This window comes from Crossiella sp. CA-258035 (assembly GCF_030064675.1).
Lineage (GTDB): Bacteria > Actinomycetota > Actinomycetes > Mycobacteriales > Pseudonocardiaceae > Crossiella.
The window spans coordinates 2,533,371-2,559,624 of the sequence record NZ_CP116413.1 but is presented as its reverse complement, the minus strand read 5'-3'; the positions used below and the strand labels follow the sequence as shown (position 1 = coordinate 2,559,624).

Below are 26,254 nucleotides of genomic sequence, written 5' to 3'. Positions count from 1 at the left end.
GCGCGGAGTTACTCCGCCGCCGCGTCCTGCTCGGTCTCCGCGTCCGCCTTGGTGGCGGTGCGCGGCTTCACGTTCTTGTGCGGAGCCAGAACCATGATCATGTTCCGGCCGTCCTGCTTGGGGCTGGACTCAACGACACCCAGGTCGGCGACGTCCTCCGCGAGGCGCTGCAGCAGGCGGAAACCCAGCTCGGGCCGGGACTGCTCACGACCACGGAACATGATGGTCACCTTGACCTTGTGCCCCTGACCGAGGAAGCGGACGATGTGCCCCTTCTTGGTCTCGTAGTCGTGCGAGTCGATCTTCGGCCGGAGCTTCTGCTCCTTGATGACCGTCATCTGCTGGTTGCGACGGGACTCGCGGGCCTTCTGCGCGCTCTCGTACTTGAACTTGCCGTAGTCCATGAGCTTGCAGACCGGCGGTCGTGCCTGTGGGGCCACCTCGACGAGGTCGAGGTCCGCTTCCTCGGCAAGTCGCAGCGCGTCCTCGATGCGGACGATGCCGACCTGCTCACCCGCGGGTCCGACCAGACGGACCTCGGGTACCCGGATGCGGTCGTTGATGCGTGTTTCGGAGCTGATGGGGCCTCCTCGGTTTGGCGGTAGCTCGCGCGCACCGCGACAGGAAGAACCCCGACACAACGACGAGGCCCCGGCGCATTGTTCCGCGCACGGGGCCCGCCCATTTCCGATCTCGCGATCACCCGCCGTCACCGGCGAGGATCGCGCACGGGTAGTCTGACCTGGGTCGACTACCTGACCGGACCCGGACACCTCAAGCGGTGACTCGGGTGGGAGCGGGGCTCCACTTGCCGCCCCCACGTGCGCGGGGGCTGGTCGCTCGTGGAATCGTAGCAGGTGTGAGTACGTCCCACCCAATCGAGGGCTCCGACCCCGACCCCGTGCGCGAGCTGTCCGACGTCCCCAGCATCGAGGTGATCAGCCGCGCCGCGGTCATGCTGATGTCCGCCGCCGCCGAGAAGCTCGGCCTGGCCGACCCCGACCCCGCCGAGAGCGACCGCCTGGACCTGGACGAGGCGCGCAGGCTGATCACCGCGCTGGCCGGTTTGATCACGGCGTCAGTGGAGTACCTGGGGATTCACGCGGCGCCGCTGCGGGACGGGCTGCAGGCGCTGCAGAAGGCGTTCCGGGAGGCCTCGGCGGTGCCGGACGAGCCGGGGCAGGGGCCGGGCGAGAAGTACACGGGACCGGTGTACTGACTACACCTTGCTCAGGTCCAGGGTGATCGGGAATGGCACCGGTCGCTCCAGGGTGCCGCGGAAGATGCCGGCCGGAGCGTATCTACCGGCCGGCATATCCAGCTCATACGTCCGCACCAGCGGGGCTTTGCCCTCCTGCTCGACCACCCAGTAATGCGGAATGCCCGCCTCGGCGTATTTGCGGAACTTGACGGTGCGGTCGCGGTGCTCAGATTCCGGCGACACCACCTCGACCGCGAGCAGGACGTCTGCCGGGGAGAACCAGGTTGAGTCGTCATCAACGGGCGCGGTGGTGGCGACGATATCGGGCTCGGGCCGATTGCGTTTGTCCAGTCGAATTGTCATCTCATGGAAGACCTGGACACCATCCGGTGCCTGTTCGGCAAGTCTGGCCCGCAGACCGGAGACCATGCGGGCATGCCATGCCCGCTGTGGTGACATCATGAAGACGAGAGCCCCATCGATCAGTTCGGTGTGCCTCGGCGCCTCAGGCAGGCTGTCGAGGTCGTCCGCATACCAACCCTCTTCACGCGGAGGGTGCATCCAATCGGGCAGTGCGGCCATGCCGTCGACGATATCCATATCCCGCTCCATACCGCTATTGAACATGGCTTTTTGCCAGACGTAACCCGACCCGGCGCAGTTCTTTGTCTGCCAATTTTGCCATGGTCTCACGATCCCCTGCCCGCCACGCTCCCACCAGGTCGATTCCCGGTTCAGCGAGAGTGTGCAGCGGCAAATTTGCCAAGGCGCGCAGGGCCAGCAGGTCGACATGACTTTCACCCAGCCGGGCGAGCCGCCTGGCCGCGGTGGCCTGGCGGACGAACCGGGCCCGCAGCGGCAGCCAGGACACCAGCAGCAGCGACACCGGGACCAGCACCAGCAGCGCGCTCAGCCACAGCGCGGTCGAGTCCACCGCCGACATCTGCTTGTTCCCCGCGTCCACCAGCCGGTCCGCCACCGCCGAACCCCGGCCCAGCGCGGCCGCCAGCTCGTCCCCCACCAGCGGCAACCGCCCGGCCTGGGCGGCGGCCGAGGCGGACAGCTCGCGCAGCGAACCGCCCGCCTCGACCAGCTCGACGCCGGGCGCTCGTAGTTTGCTGACCAGGTCGTAGAGGTCCATGGCCAGCCAGACGCTGACGGCGATGATCAACAGGGCACCGAGGTCGACCACCAGCTGGGCGGTGCGGCGGGCCCCGTGGTCGGCGTAGAGCTTCACCCCCTCCTTGTATCCCGGATCGGGTGGGTTCAGACAGGGGTCACCAGTCGGCGCGCTCGCAGGCCCTGATCGCAAAGCGGCGGTGGATGCCGTGGTCGCGGAGCTCGTCGACGCAGTCGGCGAAGAATCCGTGTTCACCGTCGAGGCAGGCGTCCTCGTGCGCCTCGTGGATGCCCCAGTAGTGCAGCCTGAGGTACTGGTAGCAGTCGTAGCTGTCCGCGCTGGCGGGGGCGGCCAGGGCCACCGATCCGCCGAGGGCGAGGGCTAGGGCGATCAGAAACCCGGCGACGCGGGATCGGTGTGCCATGGCGTGAACCTCCTGAGCTGGTGGAACGTCTGCTCTTCCCACCAAACCCAGGCGCCGCCGGGGACTCAATCCCGCGCCACTCCACCAGGGGACGGATCTCACGCGTTGGTAGCGGACGCGGTATCCCTCGGGGCAGTGGCGCGAGGTTCAGTCACCGGCGGTGATCAGTCGCCGAGCACGGCCAGCGCGTCGATCTCGACCAGCAGGCCGGCGGGCAGGCCCACGTAGACCGTGGTGCGGCCGGAGAACGGGCCGGAGTTGATCACCTCGTTGTAGACCGCGTTCATCTCGCCGAAGTGGCCGGTGTCGGTGAGGTAGACGCGGACCATCACCACGTCGTCGAAGCTGGCGCCACCGGCCTCCAGCACGGCGGCCACGTTCTTCAGGGTCTGGCGGGTCTGCTCGGCGACGGTCTCACCGACGATCGCGCCGGTGGCCGGGTCGAAGGCGACCTGGCCCGCGACCTGCAGGATGTTGCCCTTGCGGACGCCCTGGGAGAAGTTGGCCACCGGGGTGGGCGCGTTCTCGGTGCGGATCTCGGTCTTGGCCATGGTGCGGGGACTCCTTGTCGGTGTTGCGGGATCAGTGTTGTGGGGGGAGCTCAGGGGGTGTCCGGGCGCCAGCCGCAGGCGGCGCTGGCGGTCCTGGCGGCGGCGCGCAGCTCGGGCAGCAGCGCGAGCAGGCCGTCGTAGTCGAGCAGCATCTTCGGCACCGACATCGACACCGCGGCGAGCACCTCGCCGCGGGCGCCCAGGATCGGCGCGCCGATGCAGTGGATGAAGTCCTCGTGCTCGGACCGGTCCACCGCGTAGCCCTGGGCCCGGACCTTGCGCAGCTCGGCCAGGTAGGCGGTGGGGTCGGTGATGGTGTTCGCGGTCAGCTTGGTGAAGGTGATGCCCTCCACGATCCGGCGCTGCTCGCGTTCGGGCAGCGCGGAGAGCAGCAGCTTGGCCACCGCGGTGCAGTGCAACGGCGCGCTCTTGCCGACCCTGGAGTACATCCGGACCTGGTGGCGGCTGTCGTACTTGTCGATGTAGATCACCTCGCCGCCCTCGTAGCTGGCCAGGTGCACGGTGTGCCCGGTGCTCGCGTTCAGCTCACGCAGCGCGGGCTCGACGGTGCGCCGCACATCGCGTTCCTCCAGCGCGCGGTGCGCCAGGTCGAACAGCGTGGTGCCGAGCCGGTAGTGCCGCACGTCCTCGCGCTGCACGAACCGGCGCGCCTCCAGGGTGCGCAGCAGTCGCAGCGCGGTGGACTTGTGCACGTCCAGCACCGCGGCCAGCTCGTCCAGCGTGCGCCGGCCGCCGGCCAGCTCGGTGAGGATGGTCAGCGCGCGGTCCAGGCTCTGGCTCATGCCAGTGCCCCCGCGGTGAAGTGGGTGGCCGCCCAGGTCGCCGGGTCCGCGGCGAGCAACTCCGCCCGCCGCGGCAGTGGCACCGGCTCGCCGACGTCGTCCCTGGTCAGCAGGGAGCCGACGGCGGTGAGGTGGCCCTGGCGGAGGCGGCGCGCGGCGTCCAGGCCGTCCAGGTGCGCGGAGAGGAACCCGGCGGCGAAGGCGTCGCCCGCGCCGACCGGCTCGACCACGTCGACCTTGAGCGCGGGCTCGAAGTGGGTGCTGCCGTTCTCCACCAGGGTGGCGCCCTGCTCGGCCTGCTTGACCACCAGCGTGCGCGGTTCGGGCAGCAGCTCGCGCAGCGCGGCCGGGTCGCCGACGCCCCAGAGCGCCTCGGCCTCGTCCGAGCCGACCAGCACGATGTCGGCCTTGTTGGCCAGCTCGGCCAGCACCGAGGTGTCCCTGCCGCGCCACAGCGCCGGGCGCCAGTTCAGGTCGAAGGAGACCAGCCGGTCGCCGCGCCAGGGGTCCAGGATCGCGGTGAGCAGCGCGAGGCAGCTCTCCGAGAGCGCGGCGGTGATCCCGGAGACGTGGATCAGCGCGGTGCGGTCCAGGTTGAGCGTCTGCAACAGTTCCGGCCCCATGCCGGAGGCGGCCGAGCCGCGCCGGAAGTAGCGCACCGTGCTGCCGCCGGCGTCGGCCTCCTTGACGTAGAGGCCGGTCGGGCGGTGCTCGTCCCTGGCCACGTCGGCGGTGTCCACGCCGAAGGAGCCGATCCGGTCCAGGATGGCCTGGCCGAAGGCGTCCTGGCCGAGCGCGCTGACCCAGCGGCTGTGCCAGCCGAAGCGGGCCAGGTGGCAGGCCACGTTGGACTCCGCGCCGCCGACCGTCCTGGTCCAGGTGGTGACCTCGTGCGTCGGCCCCGGCTCGGCCGGGACGAACAGGGCCATCGACTCACCCAGGCACACCACGTCCGCAACCCCGCGATCAACTGGGGGTTTCAGCTCATCCACTCAGGTTCCCTCCGGCCCGGCCAACGTTGACGACCAGCTCAGCGGAATGCTACACAGCCACGCATCACATAGCGCAATCTCAGTTGCATAATTCGCAACGAAAGGCGGATGCTGTGGAACCGGCTCGTCTGGACCAGGACGCGGTGGCCGCGATCGCCACCGAGCGGATCGACTGGCGCTTCAAGGGCCTGCCGGACGCGCTCGCGGGTCAGACCATCGCCGAGGCCGCCGCGGCCCGCCCGAACCTGTTCCGGGACGGCTTCCTACCCCCGCTGGTGGTCATCGACGACGAGGCCCTGGAGCACAACCTGCGCACCATGGCCGACTGGGTGGCGAGCCAGGGGCTGCTGCTCGCCCCGCACGGCAAGACCCCGATGGCGCCCCAGTTCTACCAGCGGCAACTCGCCGCGGGCGCGTGGGCGATCACCGCGGCCAACGCCAGCCAGCTGCGCGTCTACCGGGCCTTCGGGGTGAGCCGGATCCTGCTGGCCAACCAGCTGGCCGACGCCGCCGCGCTGGCCTGGCTGACCGAGCAGGTCAACGCCGACCCGGACTTCGAGTTCCTGTGCTGGGCCGACTCGGTGCGCGGGGTCGAGCTGATGGCGCAGGGCCTGGCCGGGCTGTCCCGGCCGGTCGAGGTGCTGGTGGAGCTGGGCGCGCCCGGCGGCCGCACCGGGGCGCGGGACCGGGCCACCGCCCGCGCGGTGGCCGAGGCGGTCAGCGCGAGCCCGGTGCTGCGGCTGGCCGGGGCGGGTGGTTACGAGGGCGCGGTGGCGCACGGGGATGTGGACACCGCGTCCGCGACCGTGCGTGGCTACCTGCGTGAGATGTGCGCGCTGCTGGGCGAACTCCAGGCCGACGGGCTCTTCGCCGGGGCGGAGCGCGTGGTGCTGACCGCGGGCGGCAGCGCCTGGCCGGACCTGGTGGCCGAGGCGTTCACCGAGTTCGCGCCCGGCTGGACCGGCCCCGAGCTGCTGCCGGTGCTGCGCAGCGGCGCCTACCTCACCCACGACGACGGCTTCTACCGCGGCATCACCCCGTTCGGCCCGGACGCCCGGCTGGCGGGCACCACCGCGCTCAGGCCCGCGCTGCACGGCTGGGCGCAGGTCACCTCCAAGCCGGAGCCCAGGCTGGCCCTGCTCACCGCGGGCAAGCGGGACTTCTCCTTCGACGAGGGCCTGCCCGAACCACAGCTGCGCCGCCGCGGTGACGAGACCACCGAGCTGACCGGCTGCGCGGTCACCAAGCTGAACGACCAGCACGCGTTCCTCGAACTGTCCACTGTGGACCAGGTCGAGGTCGGCGACTGGGTGCGGCTGGGCCTGTCCCACCCGTGCACGGTCTTCGACAAGTGGCAGCTGCTGCCCGTGGTGGCGGCCGACGGCGAGACCGTCGTCGACTTCGTGCGCACCTACTTCTGAGGGGACGGCCATGGCTGAGCTCGTCTTTCGCGGCGCCCTGCTGGTGGACGGCACGGGCGGGGAACCCCGGCTCGCGGACGTGTCGGTGGACCAGGGGCGGATCGCCGAGATCGGTGCGCCCGGATCCCTTGGCGGGACAAGGGTTGTCGAGGCCGACGGTCTCGCGCTGACCCCCGGGTTCATCGACATGCACTCGCACTCCGACCTCCAGGTGCTGGCCAAGCCGGACCACGAGGCCAAGGTGTGCCAGGGCGTGACCCTGGAGGTGCTCGGCCAGGACGGGCTGTCCTACGCGCCCGTCGACGACTCGGTGCTGGCCCAGCTCCGCCAGCAGCTCGCCGGGTGGAACGACGACCCGGCCGGGTTCGACTGGAACTGGCGCAGCGTCGGGGAGTACCTGGACCGCCTGGACACCGGGATCGCGGTCAACGCCGCCTACCTGGTGCCGCAGGGCACGCTGCGGATGCTGTGCGTGGGCTGGGACGACCGCCCGGCCACCGAGTCCGAGATGGACCGGATGAAGACCGTGCTGGCCGAGGGTCTGGCCCAGGGCGCGGTCGGCATGTCCTCCGGCCTGACCTACACCCCGGGCATGTACGCCAGCACCGCCGAGCTGACCGAGCTGTGCGAGGTGGTGGGCCGCAACCGCGGCTTCTACAGCCCGCACCACCGCAGCTACGGCGCGGGCGCGGTGGAGGCCTACGCGGAGATGATCGACGTCTCGGTCCGCTCCGGCTGCCCGCTGCACCTGGCGCACGCCACGATGAACTTCCCGGTGAACAAGGGCCGTGCCGGTGAGCTGCTGTCCATGGTGGACAGTGCCATCGACGACGGTTGCGACATCACCTTGGACACCTACCCCTACCTGCCCGGCGCGACCTACCTCTCCGCGCTGCTGCCCAGCTGGGCGACCGCGGGCGGACTGGACGCGGCACTGGCACGATTGTCCGATGTGGACACCCGCGAGCGGATCAGGGCCGAGCTGGAGGAGATCGGCTCCGACGGCTGCCACGGCGTGCCGGTGGACTGGTCTGCCATCGAGATCAACGGGGTGCGCAAGCCCGAGCTGCACGGCCACCTGGTCGGCTCCTCCGTGCTGGACAGCGCGGCCCGGCAAGGGGTTCCGCCCTCGCAGCTGTACTTCGACACGCTCGTCGCCGAGTCGCTGGGCACCTCCTGCCTGATGCACGTGGGCCACGAGGAGAACGTGCGCGCGATCATGCGGCATCCGGCGCACACCGTGGGCAGCGACGGCCTGCTGGTCGGCGACCGCCCGCACCCGCGCGCCTGGGGCACCTTCCCGCGCTACCTGGCGCACTACGTCCGCGAGCTCGGCGTGCTGGGGCTCGCCGACTGCGTGGCGCACATGACCGGCCGCGCCGCCCGGCGGCTGCGGCTGACCGACCGCGGCCTGGTCCGCGAGGGCTTCGCGGCGGACCTGGTGCTGTTCGACCCGGCGGCGGTGCGCGACACCGCCACCTTCGAGGAGCCCCGCACCCGCCCCGAGGGCATTCCGTATGTCGTGGTCAACGGGGTCCCGGTGATCGACGACGGCAGGCACACCGGCGCGCTGGCCGGTCGTTCCGTGCGCAACACACCAACCGGCACCCGCTAGCTCAACACACCCACCGCCACTGGGGAGACCCTCTTGCTCACCTGGCTGCAAACGTCGACACCAGGACTGCTGCTGCTGTCCGCGGTCGGCATCGCCGTGCTGCTCACCATGATCATCAAGTTCAAGGTGGAGCCGTTCATCGCCCTGCTGATCGCGGGCGTGCTGGTCGCGCTCACCGCCGGGCTGCCGATCGACAAGCTCGTGGGCTCGGCGCAGAGCGCCAAGGAGTCGCTGATCGAGACCGGGTTCGGCGGCGTGCTCGGGCACGTGGCCGCGATCATCGGTCTGGGCACGCTGCTCGGCGCGATCCTGGAGGCATCCGGCGGCGCCGAGGTGCTCACCCGCAGGCTGCTCGCGCTCTTCGGCGAGAACCGCGCGCCGCTGGCCATGGGCCTGGCCGGGTTGATCTTCGGCATCCCGGTGTTCTTCGACATCGGCATCTTCGTGCTCGCCCCGCTGGTCTACGTGGCGGCCAAGCGCAGCGGCCGGTCCATCGTGCTCTACGCGATGCCGCTGCTGGCCGGGCTGTCCGTGATGCACGCCTTCCTGCCACCGCACCCCGGCCCGGTCGCGCTGGCCGGACTGCTCAAGGTGGACCTGGGCTGGCTGATCATCATGGGCCTGGCCTGCGCCATCCCCGCCTGGCTGATCGGTGGCGTGTTCTTCTCCTCCTGGATCGGCAAGCGGATCAACATCCCGGTGGCCGAGGAGCTGGTGGCCGCTGGCGAGGCGTTCGCGGAGAAGAACAAGGACCGCACGGTGCCCTTGCTGGGCCTGGTGGCCTTCATCATCGGCCTGCCGCTGGCGCTGATCCTGGGCGCCACCTTCGGCAGCGTGCTGCTGCCCAAGGGCAACGAGGTGCTGAAGGTGCTGACCTTCTTCGGCAACCCGGCGATCGCGCTGACCATCGCGCTGCTGCTGGCGCTGTGGCTGCTGGGCACCCGGCGCGGCATGACCGGCAAGGAGATCGGCGAGATGACCGGGGCCGCGCTGCGCCCGGTCGGCATGATCCTGCTGGTGATCGGCGCCGGTGGCTTCTTCGGCGCGGTGCTCTCGGCCACCGGCGTCGGCAAGGCGCTGGCCGGCACGCTCTCCGACGCGGGCCTGCCGTTCATCGTGCTGGCCTACGTGATCTCCTGCGGCCTGCGCATCGCCCAGGGCTCGGCCACGGTGGCCATCGTGACCACCGCGGGCATCGTGGCCCCGCTGCTGGCCGACGCCGGGTACTCCCAGCCGCAGCTGGCGCTGATCGGCGCCTCCATCGCGGCCGGTTCCATCATCGCCTCGCACGTCAACGACGGCGGTTTCTGGATCGTGTCGAAGTACTTCGGCATCCCGACCAAGGAGACCCTGCAGACCTGGACCGTGCTGGAGACGATCCTGTCCGTGGTCGGCTTCGGGGTGGCCGCGATTCTCAGTGTGGTCATCGGCTGAGGCCGTATAGGGTCGCCCCCGCAAGCAACACTTTCCGTGGGGGATAACGATCATGAACTCGCGTCTTCGCGCGCCGCTGTCCGCTGCCCTGCTCGCCCTGCTGCTCACCGGCTGCGGCGGCGCGGGCGGCGGCAGCGGCACGCCCGCCACCTCCGGCCCGACCTCGGCCAGTGCCGCGCCCGGCCCGACTTCCGCCGTCGCCAAACCGGGTGAACCCTGGTTCGACGATCTGAAGGTGGCCACCGCCGACGGCAAGCTCTCCGCGGCCTGCCCGCTGCCGGTGGAGTTCGACGTGGCCAAGCTGTGGGTGGCCAAGGCGGTGTCCAAGGAGGGCTCGGGCCTGCTGGGCAGGCAGGGCGCCTTCCAGGTCGCCTGCGAGGTCGACGCCAAGCCCGCGGGCAACATCGGCTTCCTGCGGGTCTGGAGCACCGACTCGGTGTTCACCGCCGAGCAGGCGCTGCAGAACTTCATGGCCGGGGAGAAGAAGGCCGCCAAGTCCGAGATCCGCACGACCGCGGCGGGTTCGCTAGCCGCGGTCGAGGCGACCTACGTGGTGCCGGACACCATCAACGGCGGCGACCGCCGCCAGCGCGCGCTCGCGGTGACCCTGCCCAAGGGCGCGGTGGTGCTGCAGCTCGGCGGACTGGACACCGACGAGCACAAGCAGATGCTGCCGGCGTACGTGCTGGCCAGGTCCACCATGGCGGCCAAGGGCTGATCGTCGGGTCGAAGGTCAGGGCACCCCAAAGTTTCCGATTTCGCTCTTCCGGAGGCCGCTGGGGGTGCCGCTAGCGTGCTGCGCATGACCTCCGGGGCCGCCACCCTCGCCTTCGCCGAGCGGCGGCGGGCGCCCAGGCAGCTGGGCACCCGGTCGATCGTGCTGGTGGTGCTGGCCAGCGTGGCCGGGCTGATCGGCCTGGTCGGGCCGGAGGGCAGGCGGCTGACCGACCTGTCCACCCGGCCGGTGATCGAGCTGAACTTCGGCCAGCTGGTCACCGTCGGCGCCGGGATGATCGGCATCGCGGCCGGGCTGTGCCTGATCCGCCGCTGGCCCTGGCTGCTGCTGGCCGGCGCGATGGCCGGGGTGCCCGCGGCGGTGGTGCGGATCTGGCCGACGCTGCTGCACGAGACGACCTGGCCGGAGAAGTACACCACCGGCCAGGACGGCATCCTGGACACGCTCACCGCGGGCGGCACCATGGGCGGCTCGCTGCTGATCGCGGGCATCCTGGGCGCGGCCCAGCAGCTGGCCCGCGCCGGTTCCCGGGCCGCGGCCGCCGCGGTGGTCGCGGCCATGATCGGCGCGGAGCTGTTCAGCCGGATCCTGTTCGGACGGCCCGTTCCGGTGCCCGGCCCGCCGCCGCCGGACACCGCGGTGGCGCTGCTGACCGTGGTCGGCCTGACCGGCGCGGTGCTCGCGGTGCTGGCCGCGGCCACCGGCAGGCTGACCGAGCCAGCCGAGTACCCGCCGGACCGCCGGATGCTCCAGCTCGGCCTGTGCGCCAGCGCGATCCCGTTGCTGCCCAAGCTGATCGGCGCGTTCTTCCCGGCCGGTCCGCAGTCCGCGGCCGAGGTGGGCGTGTCCGCGGCGACCGCGCTGGCGGCCACCGTCGCGGTGGCGGTGATCGCCGGGGCCGGGGTGCTGGGCGCGGTGGTGGTGGTCAGCGCGGCCGCGCTGGCGGCCAGCGCGCCGCTGTTCGCGGCCTACTACGCGATGACCGTGGCCGCCACGCCGATCCTGCCGATCGCGGCCACCGGACTCGCGCTGGGCGTGCTCGCCGCCACCGTACGGCACCGAATGCTGGCCGCGGCCGCGGTCTGCCTCGGACTGGCCGCGGTGGCGCTGACCGCGCCCGAACTGCCCGGCCGCGGCCTGCGCGCGCTGCTGGAGCACACCGGCCACCTGCCTGCCGAACTGGTCATGCTGCTGGTGATCGTGGCGGTGGTCCTGGCCGCGGGCGCGGTGACCCCGGGCCTGGCCGACCGCGGCGCGCTGCCGATGGCGCTGGGCCCGCTGTTCACCGGGCTGGCGCTGGCCGGGCAGGAGCTCATGTACTTCAGCGGAAAGGTCAGCGCGGACACCACCGTGCTCGGCAGGCTCTACGGCCCGCAACCCGTCGCACTGGCCGGCGGCCTGCTCGCACTGGCCGGATTCCTGTTGCTGTACAAGGGAATTCTCCACCGCCGCCGCACCGAGAGCTGATCTTCGGACGCGAACCGATCACAGCGTGGTGTCAGACCGGGTCAGCACCCGTTCGGCCGAGTCCGCGCACGCGGTCGAGCCTCCACCATGGCTGCGCTGGAACCGATTCCGCTTGTCGAGACCCGGAGGTCCCATGCGCCGACGGTCGGTCATCACCCGTCTCCTCGGTCTGGTCGTCCCCGTCCTGCTGGCCCAGTTCCTCGTCCCCGCGACCGCATCCGCAACCGAACCGGTCTGTCAGCCCTTCACCCAGAACGTCACCGTGCTGCTCACCCAGCAGCAGATGCGCGGCACGCTGTGCACCCCGCCCGGCGCCACCAAGCTGCTGGTCATGGTGCCCGGCGGCACCTACAACCAGACCTACTGGAACTTCCCGTACCAGGAGGGCACCTACAACTTCCGCAAGGCGATGAACGCCGCCGGGTACGCCACCGCGGTGGTGGACCGGCTGGGCACCGGCGCGAGCTCGCGCCCGCTCGGCACGCTGGTCACCGCGCTGGTGCAGGCCAAGGCGGTGCACAAGGTGATCCAGGCGCTGCGCTCCTCCTTCGCCAAGGTCGTCCTCATTGGACACTCGATCGGCTCGGCGATCTCGGTGCTGGAGGCGGGCACCCACCGCGATGTGGACGGGGTGGTGCTGACCGGCATGACGCACCACCCGAACCTGCTCAACCTGTCCACCGCGCTCACCGACATCCACCCGGCCATGCTGGACCCGCAGTTGCAGGGCGGCGGCTACGACCCGAACTACCTGACCAGCAAGCCCGGCAAGCGCGGCCCGCTGTTCCACGAGCCCGGCGCGGTCGATCCCGGGGTGGTGGCGGTGGACGAGCAGACCAAGGACGTGCTGACCGTGCTGGAGACCGGCGACTCGCTGGGCGTCGGGATCATCCCGCCGTACTCGGCGCTGATCAACGCGCCGGTGCTGCTGACCATCGGCGGCTCGGACAAGCTGTTCTGCGGCACCGGGGCCACCAACTGTTCGAGCGCGCACACCGTGCTGGCAACGGAAAGCGCTTACTACCCGCACGCGCCGAACGTCTCGGCCTACGTCGCGCCCGGGGTGGGGCACGACCTCAACCTGCATCCGAGCGCACCGCGGTACCAGCAGGCGGTGCTGAACTGGCTGGGCACACACATCTAGCCCGGTAACCGGCCCTGAGCACGGCGGCCCGGCGCCACACCGGCGCGGGCCGCCGCCGTGGTTCCGCCCGCGGCGACCAGCCCCGGATGTGCCGCGCGACCGACCCGGACTGGCCACGCGGCAGACGCGCCGTCACCACCCCGCGGGCCACGGTCAACCCATGACATCCGCCCTCACGCTGTCCCTGGCCCTCGCCGCCGCGCTGGCCAGACCGTTCCTGCCGGGAGCCCAGGCGTACCAACAGGTTTCCACCCCACCGTGGCTGGTCGCGCTCGCCGTGGTCTGCGGCGCGCTCGCCCTCACCGGCCGTGCCACCCGCACCGCGGGCACGCTCGGCTGTGTGCTGCTGCTGTGGGCGAGCGCGGGCCTGCCACTGGACGGCTTCCGGTTCTTCTTCTGGGTGACCGGCATCCCCGCTGGCGACTTCGCCCTGGTCGACTGGCCAGGCGCACTCAGCCGCGGCACCGCGCTGGTGGCCCTGCTCGCGCTGCTGACCACCTTGCTGCGCACCCGCCGCCGCGAAGCCCGCGACCAGCGCGGACTGGCCCACCTCGCGCTCGCCCTCGCCCTGCCCTACCCGGCGCTGAAGGTCTACTGGTGGCTGGACGGCGGCGCCCTGCCACTGGGCGAGGTGCTCGCCTTCGGCGCGGCGGCCCTGCTGGCCTGCGCCCTGGTCCGGTCCTGGCCACTGCCAAGGCCGTTGTTGCTGCTCAGCGGCACGATCGCGACGATCGCCCTGGTCAGCCAGGGCTCAATGCCGATCTTCGCCGCCCTGTCGGTCCCGCTCGGCGGCCCGGCCCTGCCCTTCGACCTGGGCGACCCGGCCACGCTGGTGGTGCTGGTGGTCTACCTCAGCTGGACCCTGCTCGGCATCACCCTGGGCGCGGCAACCCTGGGATTCGCCGACCGCACCCGCACCCGGCGGCCTACGGTGCTGACATGACCCCACCCGGTGTGCGGGACGCGTTGCTCGCCGCCGTGCTCTGCGCGGTGCTCGGCGGCCTCTCCGCCACCCTCGCGCTCGTCGCGCTCCCCCACCCGACCGCCGTCCCCCTGCTCACCACCCTGGCCATCGCCCACCTGGCCCTGGCCGCCCGCCGCACCCATCCCCTCCACGCCCTCCTGCTGGCCTGCCTCGCCTTCGCCGCCGCGACGCTGATCTCCGGTTTCGCGTTGGTGCTGCCCTCGGCGCTGGTGGTGCCGATCGCGCTGTACTCCGCCTGCGCGCACGGCGGTCGGCGGGTTCCCTCGGTCGCCCTGGCCATCGGGCTCGCGCTGGCTGGGCTGGCCACCGTCGCCTTTGTGGGATCTCCGCAGGTCAGGGCCGCCAACGCGCCGGTACCGGCCGTGTTGCTGGGTGGGTTGCTGGGCGCGGTGGTCATCGCGGCGTGGAGTTTGGGGCTGGCGCACCGGCAGCGGGCGGCGGGCCTGGCCGAGCGGGCGCGGCGGGACGAGCGGGCCCGGATCGCCGCGGAGATGCACGACGTCATCGCGCACTCGCTGGCGGTGATCGTCAGCCAGGCCAAGGGCGGCCGGTACGCGCCGGAGCTGGCCGGCGAGGCACTGCGGGTGGTCGAGGACACCGGCAGGGCCGCGCTGACCGAGATGCGCGGGTTGCTCGGCGTGCTGCGCGGGCCCGAGCCGGACACCCGGCGACCGCAGCCCGGTCTCGCCGACCTGCCCGAGCTGCTGACCGGGATTCGCGCCACCGGACTGCCGGTCCGCCTCACCGAGCGGGGCGAGCCCCGGCCGCTGGGCGCGGTCGCCGGGCTGGCCGCCTACCGGGTGGTGCAGGAGGCGCTGACCAACGTGCTGCGGCATGCCGGGGCCGGCGCCGCCGAGGTCGAGCTGGCCTGGTCGGCCACCGGGCTCACCGTGACGGTGGCCGATGACGGTGGTGGCGCCGCGGCGGTGGCGGGACACGGGTTGACCGGGATGCGCGAGCGGGCCGAGGCCGCGGGCGGCAGGTTCACCGCGGGCACGCGGCCGGGCGGCGGGTTCGCGGTCACCGCCTGGCTGCCGGAGCGGTCATGACCATCCGGGTGGTCGTGGTCGACGACCAGGGACTGGTCCGCACCGGCTGTGTGCTGGTGGTGCGGTCCCAGCCGGACCTGCGGGTGGTCGGCGAGGCCGCCGACGGCGTCGAGGCCCTCGCCCTGCTCGCGCACACCCCCGCGGACGTGGTGCTGATGGACGTGCGGATGCCCCGCCTGGACGGCGTCGAGGCCACCCGCCGGCTGCTCGCCCGCCCCGGCCCGGCGCCCAAGGTGATCATGCTGACCACCTTCGACCTGGACGAGCACGCCTTCGCCGCCCTGCGCGCAGGCGCCAGCGGCTTCCTGCTCAAGGACGGCCCGGCCGAGGAGATGCTGGCCGCGATCCGCACCGTGCACCAGGGCGACGCGGTGATCGCGCCGTCCACCACGCGCAGGCTGCTGGACCACATCGCCCCCGACCTGCCCGGCCCGGCCGCCACCGACCCGGCCGCCGCGCTGACCGCCCGCGAACGTGAGGTGCTGCTCTGCCTGGCCCGGGGCGCGGCCAACGCCGAGATCGCCGCCACCCTGTTCCTGTCCGAGGGCACGGTGAAGATCCACGTCAGCCGCATTCTGGCCAAGCTCGGCCTGCGCGACCGCGTGCACGCGGTGATCTGGGCCTACGAGCACCGCCTCATCCGCCCCGGCAGCTGAGCCGGCCGATCCCGCGCGGTGCGGGATCAGCCGACTCGGCCGGGTGGGGTCAGCGCGCGGAAACCTTGGTCTTGGGCTTGGCCCCGTTCTTGGTGGCGGTGCCGTTCTTGGTGGTCTTGGCCGTGGTCGTCTTGGCGGTGGCGGCCTTGCCGTTGGCGGGCTTGGCGCCGTTGGTCTTGGACTTGGCGCGCGGTTCGGCGCGGACCGCGCCCGCTTCCTTGGCCAGCAGCGGGGCGAGGAACTGGCCGGTGTAGCTCTCCGGCACGTCCACCACGTCCTCGGGGGTGCCGGTGGCGACCACCATGCCGCCGCCCGAGCCGCCCTCGGGGCCCATGTCGATCAGCCAGTCCGAGGTCTTGATCACGTCGAGGTTGTGCTCGATCACGATCACCGTGTTGCCCTTGTCCACCAAGCCGTTGATCACGCCCAGCAGCTTGCGGATGTCCTCGAAGTGCAGGCCGGTGGTCGGCTCGTCCAGGATGTAGACCGTCTTGCCGGTGGACCGCTTCTGCAGTTCGCTGGCCAGCTTCACCCGCTGCGCCTCACCGCCGGAGAGCGTCGGCGCGGGCTGCCCCAGCCGGACGTACCCCAGGCCGACGTCGACCAGCGTGCGCAGGTGCCGGTGGATGGCGTTGACCGGCTCGAAGAAGGTCGCGGCCTCCTCGATCGGCATGTCCAGCACCTCGGCGATGGTCTTGCCCTTGTAGTGCACCTCCAGGGTCTCCCGGTTGTACCGGGCGCCCTTGCACACCTCGCACGGGACGTAGACGTCCGGCAGGAAGTTCATCTCGATCTTGATAGTGCCGTCGCCGGCGCAGGCCTCGCAGCGGCCGCCCTTGACGTTGAAGGAGAACCGGCCCGGCTGGTAGCCGCGCACCTTCGCCTCGGTGGTGGCCGCGAACAGCTTGCGGATGTGGTCGAACACGCCGGTGTAGGTGGCCGCGTTCGAGCGCGGGGTCCGGCCGATCGGCGACTGGTCGACCTGCACCAGCTTGTCCACCTGGTCCAGCCCGGTGACCCTGGTGTGCCGCCCCGGCACCTGCCGCGCGCCGTTGAGCTTGTTCGCCAGCACGGTGGCCAGGATGTCGTTGACCAGCGTCGACTTGCCCGAGCCGGACACACCGGTGACCGCGACCAGGCAGCCCAGCGGGAACTCCACGTCGATGCCGCGCAGGTTGTGCTCGCGCGCGCCGACCACAGTCAGCTGCCGCTTGCGGTCCACCGGCCGCCGCAGCGCCGGCATCGGGATCTCCCTGACCCCGGCCAGGTACTGCCCGGTGACCGACTTCGCGTTGGTCAGCAGCTCCTCGTACGGCCCGCTGTGCACCACCTGGCCACCGTGCTCACCGGCGCCGGGGCCGATGTCGACCACCCAGTCCGAGGTGCGGATGGTGTCCTCGTCGTGCTCCACCACGATCAGCGTGTTGCCCAGGTCGCGCAGCCGGGACAGCGTCTCGATCAGCCGGTGGTTGTCCCGCTGGTGCAGGCCGATGGACGGCTCGTCCAGCACGTACAGCACGCCGACCAGCCCGGACCCGATCTGGGTGGCCAGCCGGATGCGCTGGGCCTCGCCGCCGGAGAGCGTGCCGGAGGCCCGGTCCAGCGACAGGTAGTCCAGGCCGACGTCGAGCAGGAAGCCGAGCCGGGCCTGCACCTCCTTGAGCACCGCGGCGGCGATCATCTTCTGCCGCCGGTCCAGCTGCAGCCCGTTGAGGAACTCGGCGCAGTCGCGCACGCTCATCGCGCAGACGTCCGCGATGGACTTCTCGCCCTGGCTGCGGTGGCCGAGGGTGACCGCGAGGATCTCCGGCTTGAGGCGGGTGCCGCGGCAGGCCGGGCAGGGCACCTCCCGCATGTAGCCCTCGTACTTCTCCCGCATGTAGTCGGACTCGGTCTGCTCCTGCCGCCGCTCCAGGAACGGGATGACGCCCTCGAAGTTGGCGTAGTAGGAGCGCTCGCGGCCGTACTTGTTGCGGTAGCGGACGTGCACCTGCTTGTCGACGCCGTGCAGCACCGCCTTCTGCGCGGTGGCCGACAGGCGCTTCCACGGCGCGTCGATCCGGAAGCCGATGGTCTCGGCCAGCGACTCCAGCAGCCTGCCGTAGTACTCGGCGGCCTGCCCGCTGGCCCACGGCGCCACCGCGCCCTCGGCCAGCGACAGCTCGTCGTCCGGCACGACCAGCTCCGGGTCGACCTCCTTGCGCACGCCGATGCCGGTGCAGTCCGGGCAGGCGCCGTAGGGCGAGTTGAACGAGAACGACCGCGGCTCCAGGTCGTCCACCGCGAGCGGGTGCGCGTTCGGGCAGGCCAGGTGCTCGGAGAAGCGGCGCTCGCGGTGCGGGTCGTCCTCCGGCTTGTCCACGAACTCCAGCACGACCAGGCCGTCGGCCAGCCGCAGCGCGGTCTCCACCGAGTCGGTGAGCCGCTGCTTGGCGTTGGCCTTCACCGCGAGCCGGTCGATGACCACCGCGATGTCGTGCTTCTCCTGCTTCTTCAGCTTCGGCGGGTCGGACAGCGAGTGCACCGCGCCGTCCACCCTGGCCCGCGAGTAGCCCTGGGACTGGAGCTGCTCGAACAGGTCGACGAACTCGCCCTTGCGCCCGCGCACGATCGGGGCCAGCACCTGGAACCGCTCGCCCTCGCCCATGGCCAGCACCTGGTCCACGATCTGCTGCGGGCTCTGCTTGCTGATCAGCTCGCCGCAGACCGGGCAGTGCGGCTTGCCCGCGCGCGCGTAGAGCAGGCGCAGGTAGTCGTAGACCTCGGTGATGGTGCCGACCGTCGAGCGCGGGTTCCGGCTGGTGGACTTCTGGTCGATGGACACCGCGGGCGAGAGGCCCTCGATGAAGTCGACGTCCGGCTTGTCCATCTGGCCGAGGAACTGGCGCGCGTAGGCCGAGAGCGACTCGACGTACCGGCGCTGGCCCTCGGCGAAGATCGTGTCGAAGGCCAGGCTCGACTTGCCCGAGCCGGAGAGCCCGGTGAACACGATCATGCTGTCACGCGGCAGGTCGAGATCGACTCCGCGCAGGTTGTGCTCGCGTGCGCCACGAACGACGAGACGGTCGGCCACTGAGGTGGGGTCCCTTCACAAGGGTCTTGCGGTCTTGGGGCAAGGCAGGAGCCATGCTAAGCCGACCCACCGACATTCGTTCGCGCAGGTGTTCGAACGATCTAGGAATCGGCCTTGACGCCTGCCAGGCTCACGTGCCTGGTCTCCTTCGATGTGAGGTAGACCACCAGGCTGACCAGGCACAACGCTGCGATGTACCAAGGGTACAGGGCTCCCGAACCCGCCGCTGTGAGCTGTTCCACGACGTAGGGCGCGGTGCCGCCGAACAGCGCCACGGTCAGCGAGTACGGCAGTCCGAGGCCCGCCGAGCGCACCTCGGTGGGGAACAGCTCGGCCATCGCCACCGGTGCCACCGCTCCGTAACAGGCGAACAGCAGCAGCCCGCCGGACATCACCAGGAAGAGTGACAGCGGTGAACTGGAGATGAGCCCGAACAACGGCACGACCAGCAGCAGGTAGCCCGCGGCGAACACGATCAACAGCGGCTTTCGCCCGATCCGGTCGGAAATCGACCCCAGCAGGGGGAGCGCCAGGACCATCAGCAGCTGGGCGGCCACCGAGGCCCACTGCGCACCGGTGGCGGCCATGCCGTGCGCCTTCTGCGCGTAGGTGGGCAGGTAGACGGCGAAGGTGTAGTACGCGGCGGTCGCGCCCGCGGTGAACCCGACCACCCGCAGCGCGGCGCCGGGGTGGCGGCGCAGCACCTCCAGCGTGGGCCTGGCCACCCTGCGGTCCTTGCCGAGCAGGAACGCCTCGGTCTCCTCCAGGGCGCGCCGCAGGTAGAGGCCGTAGACGCCGAGCAGCGCGCCGACCGCGAACGGGATCCGCCAGGCCCAGTCGGCCAGCGCCTCGCGGCCCAGGGTGGCGGTGAGCAGGGTGAGCACCAGGGTCGCGGCGATGGTGCCGAGCACGTTGCTGACGTAGATGAAGCTGCTGTAGAAGCCGCGCCTGCCGGTCGGGGCCAGCTCGGCCAGGTAGGTCGAGGAGGAGGCGAACTCGCCGCCGGTGGACAGGCCCTGGGCGATCCGGGCGAGCAGCAGCAGGCCGGGCGCGAACAGCCCGATCTGCTCGTAGGTGGGCGCGACCGCGATCAGCAGGCTGCCGCCGGCCATCAGGATCACCGAGAGGCTGAGCCCGGCGCGGCGGCCGTGCCGGTCGGTGAAGGCGGCCAGCAGGGCGCCGCCGAGCGGCCGGAAGAAGAAGCCGACGGCGAAGATCAGCAGGGTGCTGAGGGTGCCCGCGGTGGGGTCGTCCTTGGGGAAGAACTGCGGCGCGAAGAACACCGCGAAGATCGCGTAGGCGTTCCAGTCGAACCACTCCAGGCCGTTGCCGATGGAGGCGGCGACCAGGCCCTTGCGGCGGTCGGCCGGGGTCGGCGCGACCGGGGTGTCTGTTGTGGACACAGGGCCTCCAGCAGGGTCAGAACGGTCCGTACGGTGCAGATCAAACCTCTTCGGGGTGGCCGAGGGCCACAATTTCCACGATGTGAGCACCACATTCGGCCGAAGCGGACGAGTAGCCTGGGTCCCTAGGATCAAGGACTTCGTCACAGACACCGGACACGCCTACCAGTCGGGGAGGGGCGCTATGACCGGATTAGCACGCCAGCTGACGGGAGTTTCCGTGCCATCACCGCGCCGCAGTCCCGCCGATGCCGCGTCCAGGGCGAGCACCGCCCTGGACGCGCTGGAACGCGCGGACCAGCGGCTGCTCCAAGCCGTCGCCGAACTGGGCGACGCGGAGGTGCGCGGTGCCAGCGGACTGCCGGACTGGACCAGGGGTCACCTGCTGACCCACCTGGCCCGCAACGCCGATGCCCTGCTGAACCTGGTGATCTGGGCGCGCACCGGCGTCGAGCACCCGATGTACGCCAGCCGCGCGGACCGGGACGCCGACATCGAGGAAGGCGCCAACCGCAGGCTCCGGCTCTTACAAGAGGACCTGGTGGCCGCGAGCGAGCGGTTCGCCGCGGCGGCGAGGGCGCTCAGCGAGACGGCCTGGACCGCGGACATCCAGCACACCAGCGGCACCCCGTTCGTGGCGCACGAGATCCCGTGGCTGCGCCTGCGCGAAGTGTGGGTGCACCTGGTTGACCTGGATGTCGGCGTCGAGTTCGAGGACATCGACCCCGCGGTGCTGGGCGAGCTGATCGGCAGTTCGCTCGCGGTGTACGGGGAACGGCCGGGCGCGCCCGCGCTGCAGCTGGAGGTCGAGCTGCCCGAGGGCGGTCAGCGGGTCTGGACGCTGGAGGGCTCGGACGCCCCGGCCGCGGTGGTGCGCGGGGAAGCGCCTGCCATGCTGGCCTGGCTGACCGGGCGCGGGGACGGCACCGCGTTGTCCGGCACCGTGCCCGAGCTGCCCCGCTGGCTCTGACGCCGGCGGCGGATCCTGCTGGTGGTGAGGAGCCGGAACAACGGCTTCTCCACCAGCCGGGTGAGTAGCCAGCCGAGCAGCACCAGCGCGCCGAGCACCAGGGCCAGCCGCGCCCAGGAGTCGACGCCGATTCGCTTGAGCCCCAACGAGATCAGTGAGCCGACCTGGTAGTTGACCAGGTACACGCCGAAGGAGATGCCGGCCAGCCAGGCCAGCGGCCTGCCCAGCGAGCGCAGCACCGGCAGGTCCCACACCGGCCGTCGCGCGGCCAGCGCCATCAGCGCCACCATGCCGGCCAGCGCCGCCGCTCCCCCTGGTTCGCCGAGATGCCATTCCTGGGCCGCGGCGGCCGCGGCGAGCAGCAGTCCGAACTGGACCGGGCTGATCCGGCGGCGGGACCACAGCCAGATGGCCAGGCCGACCGCGAACAGGTGGGTGCGGTTGAGCTGGAGCATGCCGAACCACCAGTCGAGTGATCCGTAGTGCTCGCGCAGCCAGCTCAGCGGCAACGGCGCGAGCACCAGCGCCCAGCACAGGATCCGCAGGTCCCGATAGGACCATTTCCAGCACGCGGCCAGCACCGCGGCCACCACGAACGCGGTCATCTGGAGCTGGAGGGTCCAGTAGCTGATGTCCACGAAGTCGGCGTCCGGGATGCGGGCCTGGAGCAGGGCCAGGTTGGCCAGGTAGTCGTGCAGGTTGAGGCCGCCGGTCCAGTCCGCGGGCGCGATGTTGGTGCGCAGCAGGTAGGTGACGGTGACCGCGAGCCAGTAGGCGGGCAGCAGCCGCGCCACCTTGTGCCAGACAAAACGCCCGGACCGCCCACGCGCCAAGGTCCGCGCGGTGAAGTAGGCGGAGATCACCAGCAGGCTGTTGGCCCCGACCTGGATGCCGAACCGGAACGGCATGCCGCCCAGCTCGGGGTGGTCGTGCGGCCCGAGGTTGGTGGCGTGCTGCAACAACACCGCCGTCACGGCGAGGACGCGGATGAGGTCCCAGCTGACATGACGGGTGGTGGCCACGACCGGCGGCGCGGAGGCCGGCGTCGCTGGTGTCGTGGCTGCGGTGGAGGAGTTCGGCACGTCGCTCACAGAGGGGGCTGGGAGGTGCTGGTGATCGTTTGCAGCCCAACCCTAAGCCCCATTGCTGAGCGTAACCTGAAGAGGGATCCCACCCCCGAATGCCGCAGGAAAACACGCCCCGCCGATAGCGGTCCGCGATCGGAACCACCCAGGTACTACGGTGGTCCCGTGGAGGTCCTCGAGAACTACACCGGCCATGTCGAGCCCGGCGGCCCAGCCGCCCGCCGCACCCTGGCCCACCTGACTATCACCAAACTGTCCGTGGGCGGAGACTGGAACAACAACGCCTACCTCCTGGTGTGCCGCAGCACCGGCGACGCCCTCCTGATCGACGCCGCCAACGACGCGGAACGCCTCCTGGACCTCCTGGGCCACGACGCTGACCGCCCCCGCCTGCGCGCCATCGTCACCACCCACCAACACCCCGACCACTGGCAGGCCCTGGGCGCGGTGGCCGGCGCCACCGGCGCCCAGATCGTGGTCCACCCCCTCGACGCCGACCCCCTGCCCGCCCCGCCGGACGTGCTGGTCGAGCACGGCGACACGGTGACCGTGGGCGAGAGCGAACTCGAGGTGATCCACCTGCGCGGGCACACCCCGGGGTCGATCGCGTTGCTGTACCGGGATCCGGAGAGCACCGGGCACCTGTTCACGGGGGACTCGCTGTTCCCTGGCGGGGTGGGGAAGACGGGGTCGCCGGAGGACTTCGAGTCGTTGATCGCGGATGTGTCGGAGCGGCTGTTCGACTACCTGCCGGATGACACCTGGTTCTATCCGGGGCACGGGGACGACTCCACTATTGGGGCGGAGCGGCCGAAGCTCAGCGAATGGCGCGAACGCGGCTGGTGACCGGCAGCCGACATGCGTGAGTTTCGAGGTCAAGCGCACGCAACGCTGGCGGTTGACCGGAACGCGGGGAGCGGTTGGTTCAATGGCGCCATGACGCACGCTGGCACGAGTGGCGCCACCATCCGCTTGTTCCTCGTCGACGGCACACCTCAGGGCATACGACTTGTCGACCGCAGTCAGTGGACCGAGGTGTGCCTGGCCTTCTCCCGAGCCGATTACGCCCGCGCACGCCTGCGCAACGAGTTCGGGCGCACCGGGGTCTACCTGCTGACCGGCCCGGACCCAGAGGGCAAGGGTCCGGACGTCCTCTACATCGGGGAGGGGGACGAGGTGGCCGCACGACTCGACTCGCACCAGCGGACAAAAGATTTCTGGACGAATGCCTACGTGCTGACGACTACCGACGATTCCCCTCAAGGAAAACCCCCAATGTGCCGTGGTTGAGCGAGCCCGAGGTCGCCGACATGGAGCCGTACCTGGCGAACATGCTGGTGATCCTGCCCATCGCGGGGGTTCACGCAATTCGAGATTCCGATTGTCACGGGTGAGGTTGGCGGGACCGACGCAGCCGACGCGCCAGGAGCCCGCACGAGATACTTCCTGAAAACCCAGCTCACAACCGCAGAGGGAATCGAAGATCCCCGCGGTTTCACCGTCTTTGAAGGAGCGCTCGGACGCTTCGAGACGAAGGCCATGACAGCCGGCTACCACGCACTGCGAGAGAAACTGCTGACAGAAGGCGTACTGGTAGCGCACGGAGCAGATCAGATCCGTCTGACCAGAACGTATGCGTTCGACAGCCCGTCAAGTGCGGCGAGCGTGCTGTCCGGGGGCAGCAAGAATGGCCGTATCGAGTGGCGAGATGCCCAGGGACGGACACTTCGTGAACACCAGCAAGGCAGCGCGGAAACGCCTGCCGATGCGATCTCCCCTGATCGAAGCGAGGAGACCTTCCCGCCTTGACCTGCACCGCGATCGTGTCACCCGTAGCCTTGGAATCCGACACGAAGGTGACGTAAAGATCCACGCCGAAGTCGTTGCCCGTTGATCGACTGCACGATGTGGTGATGCCGATCGAATGACGCCGCACTTATGCGGCGGCCTGTATCCCGCACGGGTCACCGGGGCTCTCGGCGCGAGACTGGGAGCCGAAGATCACCCGATCGGCGGGCGTCAGCGGGCCGGTCGAACTCCCAGGATCGAAGTTGCCCGGCTTGCGACCACAGGCGCTCTTCGGCAGGGAGTCGCGCGATGACCTTCACCCCACTGATCGCGTTGAAGAGCAAAATGGGCGAACTCGACGCGCTCCGCCACCTTCCGGCGAACTCCGAGCCACGACCGGCGATCCTGGTGGAATTGCTGGACTCGGTTGGAGTAACGGAAAGAGGGCAACTCCTGCCCGCGCTCGTCAGAGCCGCGGTGGACGCGGCGGTGCACGACAAACCGCTGTGGATCGACGCGCACCTGCTCAGCGCGACCAGTTCGCTGGCCCGGCAGCCGGGTGGCCCGTTGGAATTCCTCGACAAGCAGATCGAGAACACGCTGCGCGACGAGCGGGGGCTTCTGGCGCTCGACGTCACCGCGTTGATCCCAGTCGTGGCCGACTCGGCGACGGACGACGAGCTCAGGACGATCTCCTTACTCCGGCAGCACCGGCCGCGGGACGTCGTGGTGCGGGTGCGCGGGCTCGCCACGCCGCCGGCAGAGATCGTCAACCGGCTCCGGCGCGTGGTCAGCCGGACCGGTGTCGAGGCGGAGCATCTGCACACCGTGATCGACCTCGGCTTCGTCGAGACCTTGCAGCCCGCCCATGTGACACGGGCCGCACGGCTGATCGGCACGATCGTCGACAACATCGGGCCGTCGTCGACGACGCTGCTGGCCGGTTCGGTCCCGGCCAACCGGAACAGCTTCGCCACGACTACCTGTCAGCGCCCCGAAGTACCGCTGTGGCATGCGGTCGCCGAGCAGGTGGACGGGGCGGTGAACTACGGGGACTACGGCGTGGTTCACCCGGTGCCGGCCAAAGGCGGGGACCCCGGTCCGAGAACCGTCAACCCGTACCTCTACTACACGGCTCCGGGTTCCAGGGTCGCGCTGCGCAGACAACTCGCCAGGGAGGACGGCAAGCCGGTGCAGGGTGCGGCCGTCGAGGCCTTCACCGCCTTGGCGGAGGAGTTGCTGGCACGGCAGGAGTTCGCCGGCCGGGACTTCTCGTGGGGTGACCACGAGTTGACCCGTTGCAGGCGAGGGGGTGGGAGAACCGCGGGCACCGTGCCCCGCTGGATAGCCATCGCCACGTCGCACCACATCGAGCACGTGACGCGCCGGGCGCCATCCGACCTCTGACGCCTGGCCTCCCGGTCCGAGCGGAGTCAACACGGCACGTCTGTGGTCGAGGCGGGTCGAGCGACAGACGACTGTCGCACTGTGCGTATGGTGCACGGGCCGCGACGGTGGGCGCGGTGGGCAGCTTCGCCTCGGCTGTCGCTGCGACGATCACCCTGTTCATCAAGAAGTGAGCCCTGTGCCGGACCGGAGTTCGCTACGCGGACGGGTGCGCGGGGTGGTCTTACGTTCGGGTTCATGGAGACCGAACAGGTTGTGGAGATCTACACCGATGGCGCGTGCCGGGGGAACCCCGGCCCCGGTGGCTGGGGTGCGGTGTTGCGGTGCGGCGGGCGTGAGCGGGAGCTGTACGGCGGTGAGCCGGGGCCGACCACGAGCAACCGGATGGAGTTGATGGCGCCCATCCAGGCGGTGCGGGCGCTGACCCGGCCGTGTGCGGTGCGGGTCTTCAGCGACAGTCGCTACCTGACCGACGGGATGGGGGTCAGCGTGCCGCGGTGGAAGGCCAATGGCTGGCTGGCGAAGGGGAACCGGCCGGTGCCGAACGCCGATCTGTGGCGGTTGCTGGACGATGTCGTTGCGCCGCACCGGGTTGAGTGGCGGTGGGTGAAGGGGCACTCGGGGATTCCGGAGAACGAACGGGCGGATCGGCTGGCGGGACGCGGTGTGCGGGAGGTGACCGGCGCGCGGGTGTCGCGGCGGGCGGCTGGGAAGCGTGCGCCGGTGCCGCGGTCGGCGGTGCTCGTTCAGCGGCGGTGTTCGGCGATCACCAAGGCGGGCAGGCCGTGTCCGATCGAGGCTGGGCCGGGTGGGTTGTGCCATGTGCACGATCCGGTGTTGCAGTGCCGGGCGGCGCGGAAGAACGGCAAGCCGTGTGCGGTGGCGACCGGGGGTGGGCGGTGTGCGCGACATCGGGACGCGGCGGTGGTG

General features: G+C 70.8%; 24 protein-coding genes and 3 pseudogenes. 16 read left to right on the top strand and 11 right to left on the bottom strand.

The genetic code is table 11. The features are described 5' to 3' along the window. Positions 1-8: 8 nt before the first annotated feature. Entirely contained in the window at positions 9-641 is a 633-nt protein-coding gene (infC, locus tag N8J89_RS11860) for a translation initiation factor IF-3 (protein WP_283666144.1), read from the bottom strand. A gap of 218 nt (positions 642-859) precedes the next feature. Between infC and N8J89_RS11855 the strand changes: the two genes are divergently transcribed. After that, positions 860-1,219 (top strand): DUF1844 domain-containing protein, encoded by a 360-nt coding sequence (locus tag N8J89_RS11855; RefSeq protein ID WP_252485878.1) that lies wholly within the window; start codon positions 860-862, stop codon positions 1,217-1,219. Here N8J89_RS11855 and N8J89_RS11850 read toward each other — a convergent pair whose 3' ends face one another. The 6 genes from N8J89_RS11850 to N8J89_RS11825 form a co-directional block, all read right to left on the bottom strand. Beyond that, a complete protein-coding gene (locus N8J89_RS11850) occupies positions 1,220-1,801 on the bottom strand; it encodes a Uma2 family endonuclease (RefSeq protein ID WP_283664387.1) in 582 nt (193 codons plus the stop codon). It abuts the gene before it with no gap. Between the two features lie 16 nt (positions 1,802-1,817). Further along, a complete protein-coding gene (locus tag N8J89_RS11845; protein ID WP_283664386.1) occupies positions 1,818-2,438 on the bottom strand; it encodes a hypothetical protein in 621 nt (206 codons plus the stop codon). Between the two features lie 40 nt (positions 2,439-2,478). Beyond that, positions 2,479-2,745 (bottom strand): hypothetical protein, encoded by a 267-nt coding sequence (locus N8J89_RS11840; protein WP_283664385.1) that lies wholly within the window; start codon positions 2,743-2,745, stop codon positions 2,479-2,481. A gap of 164 nt (positions 2,746-2,909) precedes the next feature. After that, on the bottom strand, positions 2,910-3,296 hold the full coding sequence (locus N8J89_RS11835) for a RidA family protein (protein ID WP_283664384.1): 387 nt from the start codon (positions 3,294-3,296) through the stop codon (positions 2,910-2,912). A 50-nt stretch (positions 3,297-3,346) separates the two neighbouring features. Then, positions 3,347-4,099, bottom strand: a complete 753-nt coding sequence (locus tag N8J89_RS11830; RefSeq protein WP_283664383.1) for an IclR family transcriptional regulator — start codon at positions 4,097-4,099, stop codon at positions 3,347-3,349. Then, positions 4,096-5,049 (bottom strand): sugar kinase, encoded by a 954-nt coding sequence (locus N8J89_RS11825; RefSeq protein WP_502868484.1) that lies wholly within the window; start codon positions 5,047-5,049, stop codon positions 4,096-4,098. Before N8J89_RS11825 ends, N8J89_RS11830 begins: the two co-directional genes overlap by 4 nt. A gap of 155 nt (positions 5,050-5,204) precedes the next feature. Here N8J89_RS11825 and N8J89_RS11820 point away from each other — a divergent pair, with 155 nt between their 5' ends. The 9 genes from N8J89_RS11820 to N8J89_RS11780 all read left to right on the top strand — a co-directional run bounded on the left by N8J89_RS11820 (position 5,205) and on the right by N8J89_RS11780 (position 15,598). Beyond that, entirely contained in the window at positions 5,205-6,512 is a 1,308-nt protein-coding gene (locus tag N8J89_RS11820) for a type III PLP-dependent enzyme domain-containing protein (RefSeq protein WP_283664382.1), read from the top strand. A 10-nt stretch (positions 6,513-6,522) separates the two neighbouring features. Next, positions 6,523-8,127, top strand: coding sequence for an N-acyl-D-amino-acid deacylase family protein (locus tag N8J89_RS11815; protein WP_283664381.1), 1,605 nt, complete (start codon positions 6,523-6,525; stop codon positions 8,125-8,127). Positions 8,128-8,160: 33 nt separating this feature from the next. Continuing rightward, the gene (locus N8J89_RS11810; protein ID WP_283664380.1) at positions 8,161-9,561 is read left to right on the top strand and encodes a GntP family permease; all 1,401 of its coding nucleotides are present in this window, start codon (positions 8,161-8,163) and stop codon (positions 9,559-9,561) included. A 52-nt stretch (positions 9,562-9,613) separates the two neighbouring features. Further along, positions 9,614-10,279: a lipoprotein gene (locus tag N8J89_RS11805; RefSeq protein WP_283664379.1), complete on the top strand. Its 666-nt coding sequence runs from the start codon at positions 9,614-9,616 to the stop codon at positions 10,277-10,279. An 84-nt stretch (positions 10,280-10,363) separates the two neighbouring features. After that, on the top strand, positions 10,364-11,764 hold the full coding sequence (locus N8J89_RS11800) for a hypothetical protein (RefSeq protein ID WP_283664378.1): 1,401 nt from the start codon (positions 10,364-10,366) through the stop codon (positions 11,762-11,764). A 133-nt stretch (positions 11,765-11,897) separates the two neighbouring features. Further along, a complete protein-coding gene (locus N8J89_RS11795; protein WP_283664377.1) occupies positions 11,898-12,908 on the top strand; it encodes an alpha/beta hydrolase in 1,011 nt (336 codons plus the stop codon). 160 nt (positions 12,909-13,068) lie between these two features. Beyond that, on the top strand, positions 13,069-13,851 hold the full coding sequence (locus N8J89_RS11790) for a hypothetical protein (RefSeq protein ID WP_283664376.1): 783 nt from the start codon (positions 13,069-13,071) through the stop codon (positions 13,849-13,851). Then, positions 13,848-14,942 carry a sensor histidine kinase gene (locus N8J89_RS11785; RefSeq protein ID WP_283664375.1) on the top strand — a complete coding sequence of 365 codons (1,095 nt, stop codon included), beginning with the start codon at positions 13,848-13,850 and terminating at the stop codon, positions 14,940-14,942. Before N8J89_RS11790 ends, N8J89_RS11785 begins: the two co-directional genes overlap by 4 nt. Continuing rightward, on the top strand, positions 14,939-15,598 hold the full coding sequence (locus N8J89_RS11780) for a response regulator (protein ID WP_283664374.1): 660 nt from the start codon (positions 14,939-14,941) through the stop codon (positions 15,596-15,598). Before N8J89_RS11785 ends, N8J89_RS11780 begins: the two co-directional genes overlap by 4 nt. 49 nt (positions 15,599-15,647) lie before the next feature. Here the strand turns inward: N8J89_RS11780 and uvrA are convergent, their stop codons facing one another. Both uvrA and N8J89_RS11770 read right to left on the bottom strand, forming a co-directional pair. Next, on the bottom strand, positions 15,648-18,671 hold the full coding sequence (uvrA, locus tag N8J89_RS11775; RefSeq protein ID WP_283664373.1) for an excinuclease ABC subunit UvrA: 3,024 nt from the start codon (positions 18,669-18,671) through the stop codon (positions 15,648-15,650). A 101-nt stretch (positions 18,672-18,772) separates the two neighbouring features. Then, positions 18,773-20,074 carry an MFS transporter gene (locus tag N8J89_RS11770; protein ID WP_283664372.1) on the bottom strand — a complete coding sequence of 434 codons (1,302 nt, stop codon included), beginning with the start codon at positions 20,072-20,074 and terminating at the stop codon, positions 18,773-18,775. A gap of 220 nt (positions 20,075-20,294) precedes the next feature. On the opposite strand from N8J89_RS11770, the gene N8J89_RS11765 reads away from it, so the two are divergent. Next, a complete protein-coding gene (locus N8J89_RS11765; RefSeq protein WP_283664371.1) occupies positions 20,295-21,044 on the top strand; it encodes a maleylpyruvate isomerase family mycothiol-dependent enzyme in 750 nt (249 codons plus the stop codon). A gap of 68 nt (positions 21,045-21,112) precedes the next feature. On the opposite strand, the pseudogene N8J89_RS11760 reads toward N8J89_RS11765, so the two are convergent. Next, positions 21,113-22,066, bottom strand: a pseudogene (locus N8J89_RS11760) (acyltransferase family protein); the annotation flags it as partial. 228 nt (positions 22,067-22,294) lie between these two features. Here N8J89_RS11760 and N8J89_RS11755 point away from each other — a divergent pair. From N8J89_RS11755 to N8J89_RS41905, 3 genes are all read left to right on the top strand, one after another. Next, positions 22,295-22,975 (top strand): MBL fold metallo-hydrolase, encoded by a 681-nt coding sequence (locus N8J89_RS11755; RefSeq protein ID WP_283664370.1) that lies wholly within the window; start codon positions 22,295-22,297, stop codon positions 22,973-22,975. Between the two features lie 12 nt (positions 22,976-22,987). Then, positions 22,988-23,419, top strand: a complete 432-nt coding sequence (locus N8J89_RS11750) for a GIY-YIG nuclease family protein (RefSeq protein WP_283664369.1) — start codon at positions 22,988-22,990, stop codon at positions 23,417-23,419. 84 nt (positions 23,420-23,503) lie between these two features. Continuing rightward, positions 23,504-23,938 carry a DUF4357 domain-containing protein gene (locus N8J89_RS41905; RefSeq protein WP_502868483.1) on the top strand — a complete coding sequence of 145 codons (435 nt, stop codon included), beginning with the start codon at positions 23,504-23,506 and terminating at the stop codon, positions 23,936-23,938. On the opposite strand, the pseudogene N8J89_RS41900 reads toward N8J89_RS41905, so the two are convergent. Next, positions 23,907-24,065: pseudogene (locus N8J89_RS41900) on the bottom strand (DUF4365 domain-containing protein); the annotation flags it as partial. The gene N8J89_RS41905 and the pseudogene N8J89_RS41900 overlap by 32 nt on opposite strands. Positions 24,066-24,226: 161 nt before the next feature. Here N8J89_RS41900 and N8J89_RS11745 point away from each other — a divergent pair. Both N8J89_RS11745 and rnhA read left to right on the top strand, forming a co-directional pair. Next, positions 24,227-25,324 (top strand): beta family protein, encoded by a 1,098-nt coding sequence (locus N8J89_RS11745; protein ID WP_283664368.1) that lies wholly within the window; start codon positions 24,227-24,229, stop codon positions 25,322-25,324. A gap of 237 nt (positions 25,325-25,561) precedes the next feature. After that, positions 25,562-26,002: pseudogene (gene rnhA, locus N8J89_RS11740) on the top strand (ribonuclease HI); the annotation flags it as partial. Positions 26,003-26,254: the final 252 nt, after the last annotated feature.

Coding starts and splice junctions, on each gene's coding strand:
- N8J89_RS11795 (WP_283664377.1), top strand. CDS start 11,898: ATGCGCCGACGGTCGGTCATCACCCGTCTCCTCGGTCTGGTCGTCCCC.
- N8J89_RS11780 (WP_283664374.1), top strand. CDS start 14,939: ATGACCATCCGGGTGGTCGTGGTCGACGACCAGGGACTGGTCCGCACC.
- N8J89_RS11750 (WP_283664369.1), top strand. CDS start 22,988: ATGCGTGAGTTTCGAGGTCAAGCGCACGCAACGCTGGCGGTTGACCGG.
- N8J89_RS11835 (WP_283664384.1), bottom strand. CDS start 3,296: ATGGCCAAGACCGAGATCCGCACCGAGAACGCGCCCACCCCGGTGGCC.
- N8J89_RS11830 (WP_283664383.1), bottom strand. CDS start 4,099: ATGAGCCAGAGCCTGGACCGCGCGCTGACCATCCTCACCGAGCTGGCC.
- N8J89_RS11800 (WP_283664378.1), top strand. CDS start 10,364: ATGACCTCCGGGGCCGCCACCCTCGCCTTCGCCGAGCGGCGGCGGGCG.
- N8J89_RS11745 (WP_283664368.1), top strand. CDS start 24,227: ATGACCTTCACCCCACTGATCGCGTTGAAGAGCAAAATGGGCGAACTC.
- N8J89_RS11840 (WP_283664385.1), bottom strand. CDS start 2,745: ATGGCACACCGATCCCGCGTCGCCGGGTTTCTGATCGCCCTAGCCCTC.
- N8J89_RS11805 (WP_283664379.1), top strand. CDS start 9,614: ATGAACTCGCGTCTTCGCGCGCCGCTGTCCGCTGCCCTGCTCGCCCTG.
- N8J89_RS11815 (WP_283664381.1), top strand. CDS start 6,523: ATGGCTGAGCTCGTCTTTCGCGGCGCCCTGCTGGTGGACGGCACGGGC.
- N8J89_RS11850 (WP_283664387.1), bottom strand. CDS start 1,801: ATGGATATCGTCGACGGCATGGCCGCACTGCCCGATTGGATGCACCCT.
- N8J89_RS11790 (WP_283664376.1), top strand. CDS start 13,069: ATGACATCCGCCCTCACGCTGTCCCTGGCCCTCGCCGCCGCGCTGGCC.
- N8J89_RS11785 (WP_283664375.1), top strand. CDS start 13,848: ATGACCCCACCCGGTGTGCGGGACGCGTTGCTCGCCGCCGTGCTCTGC.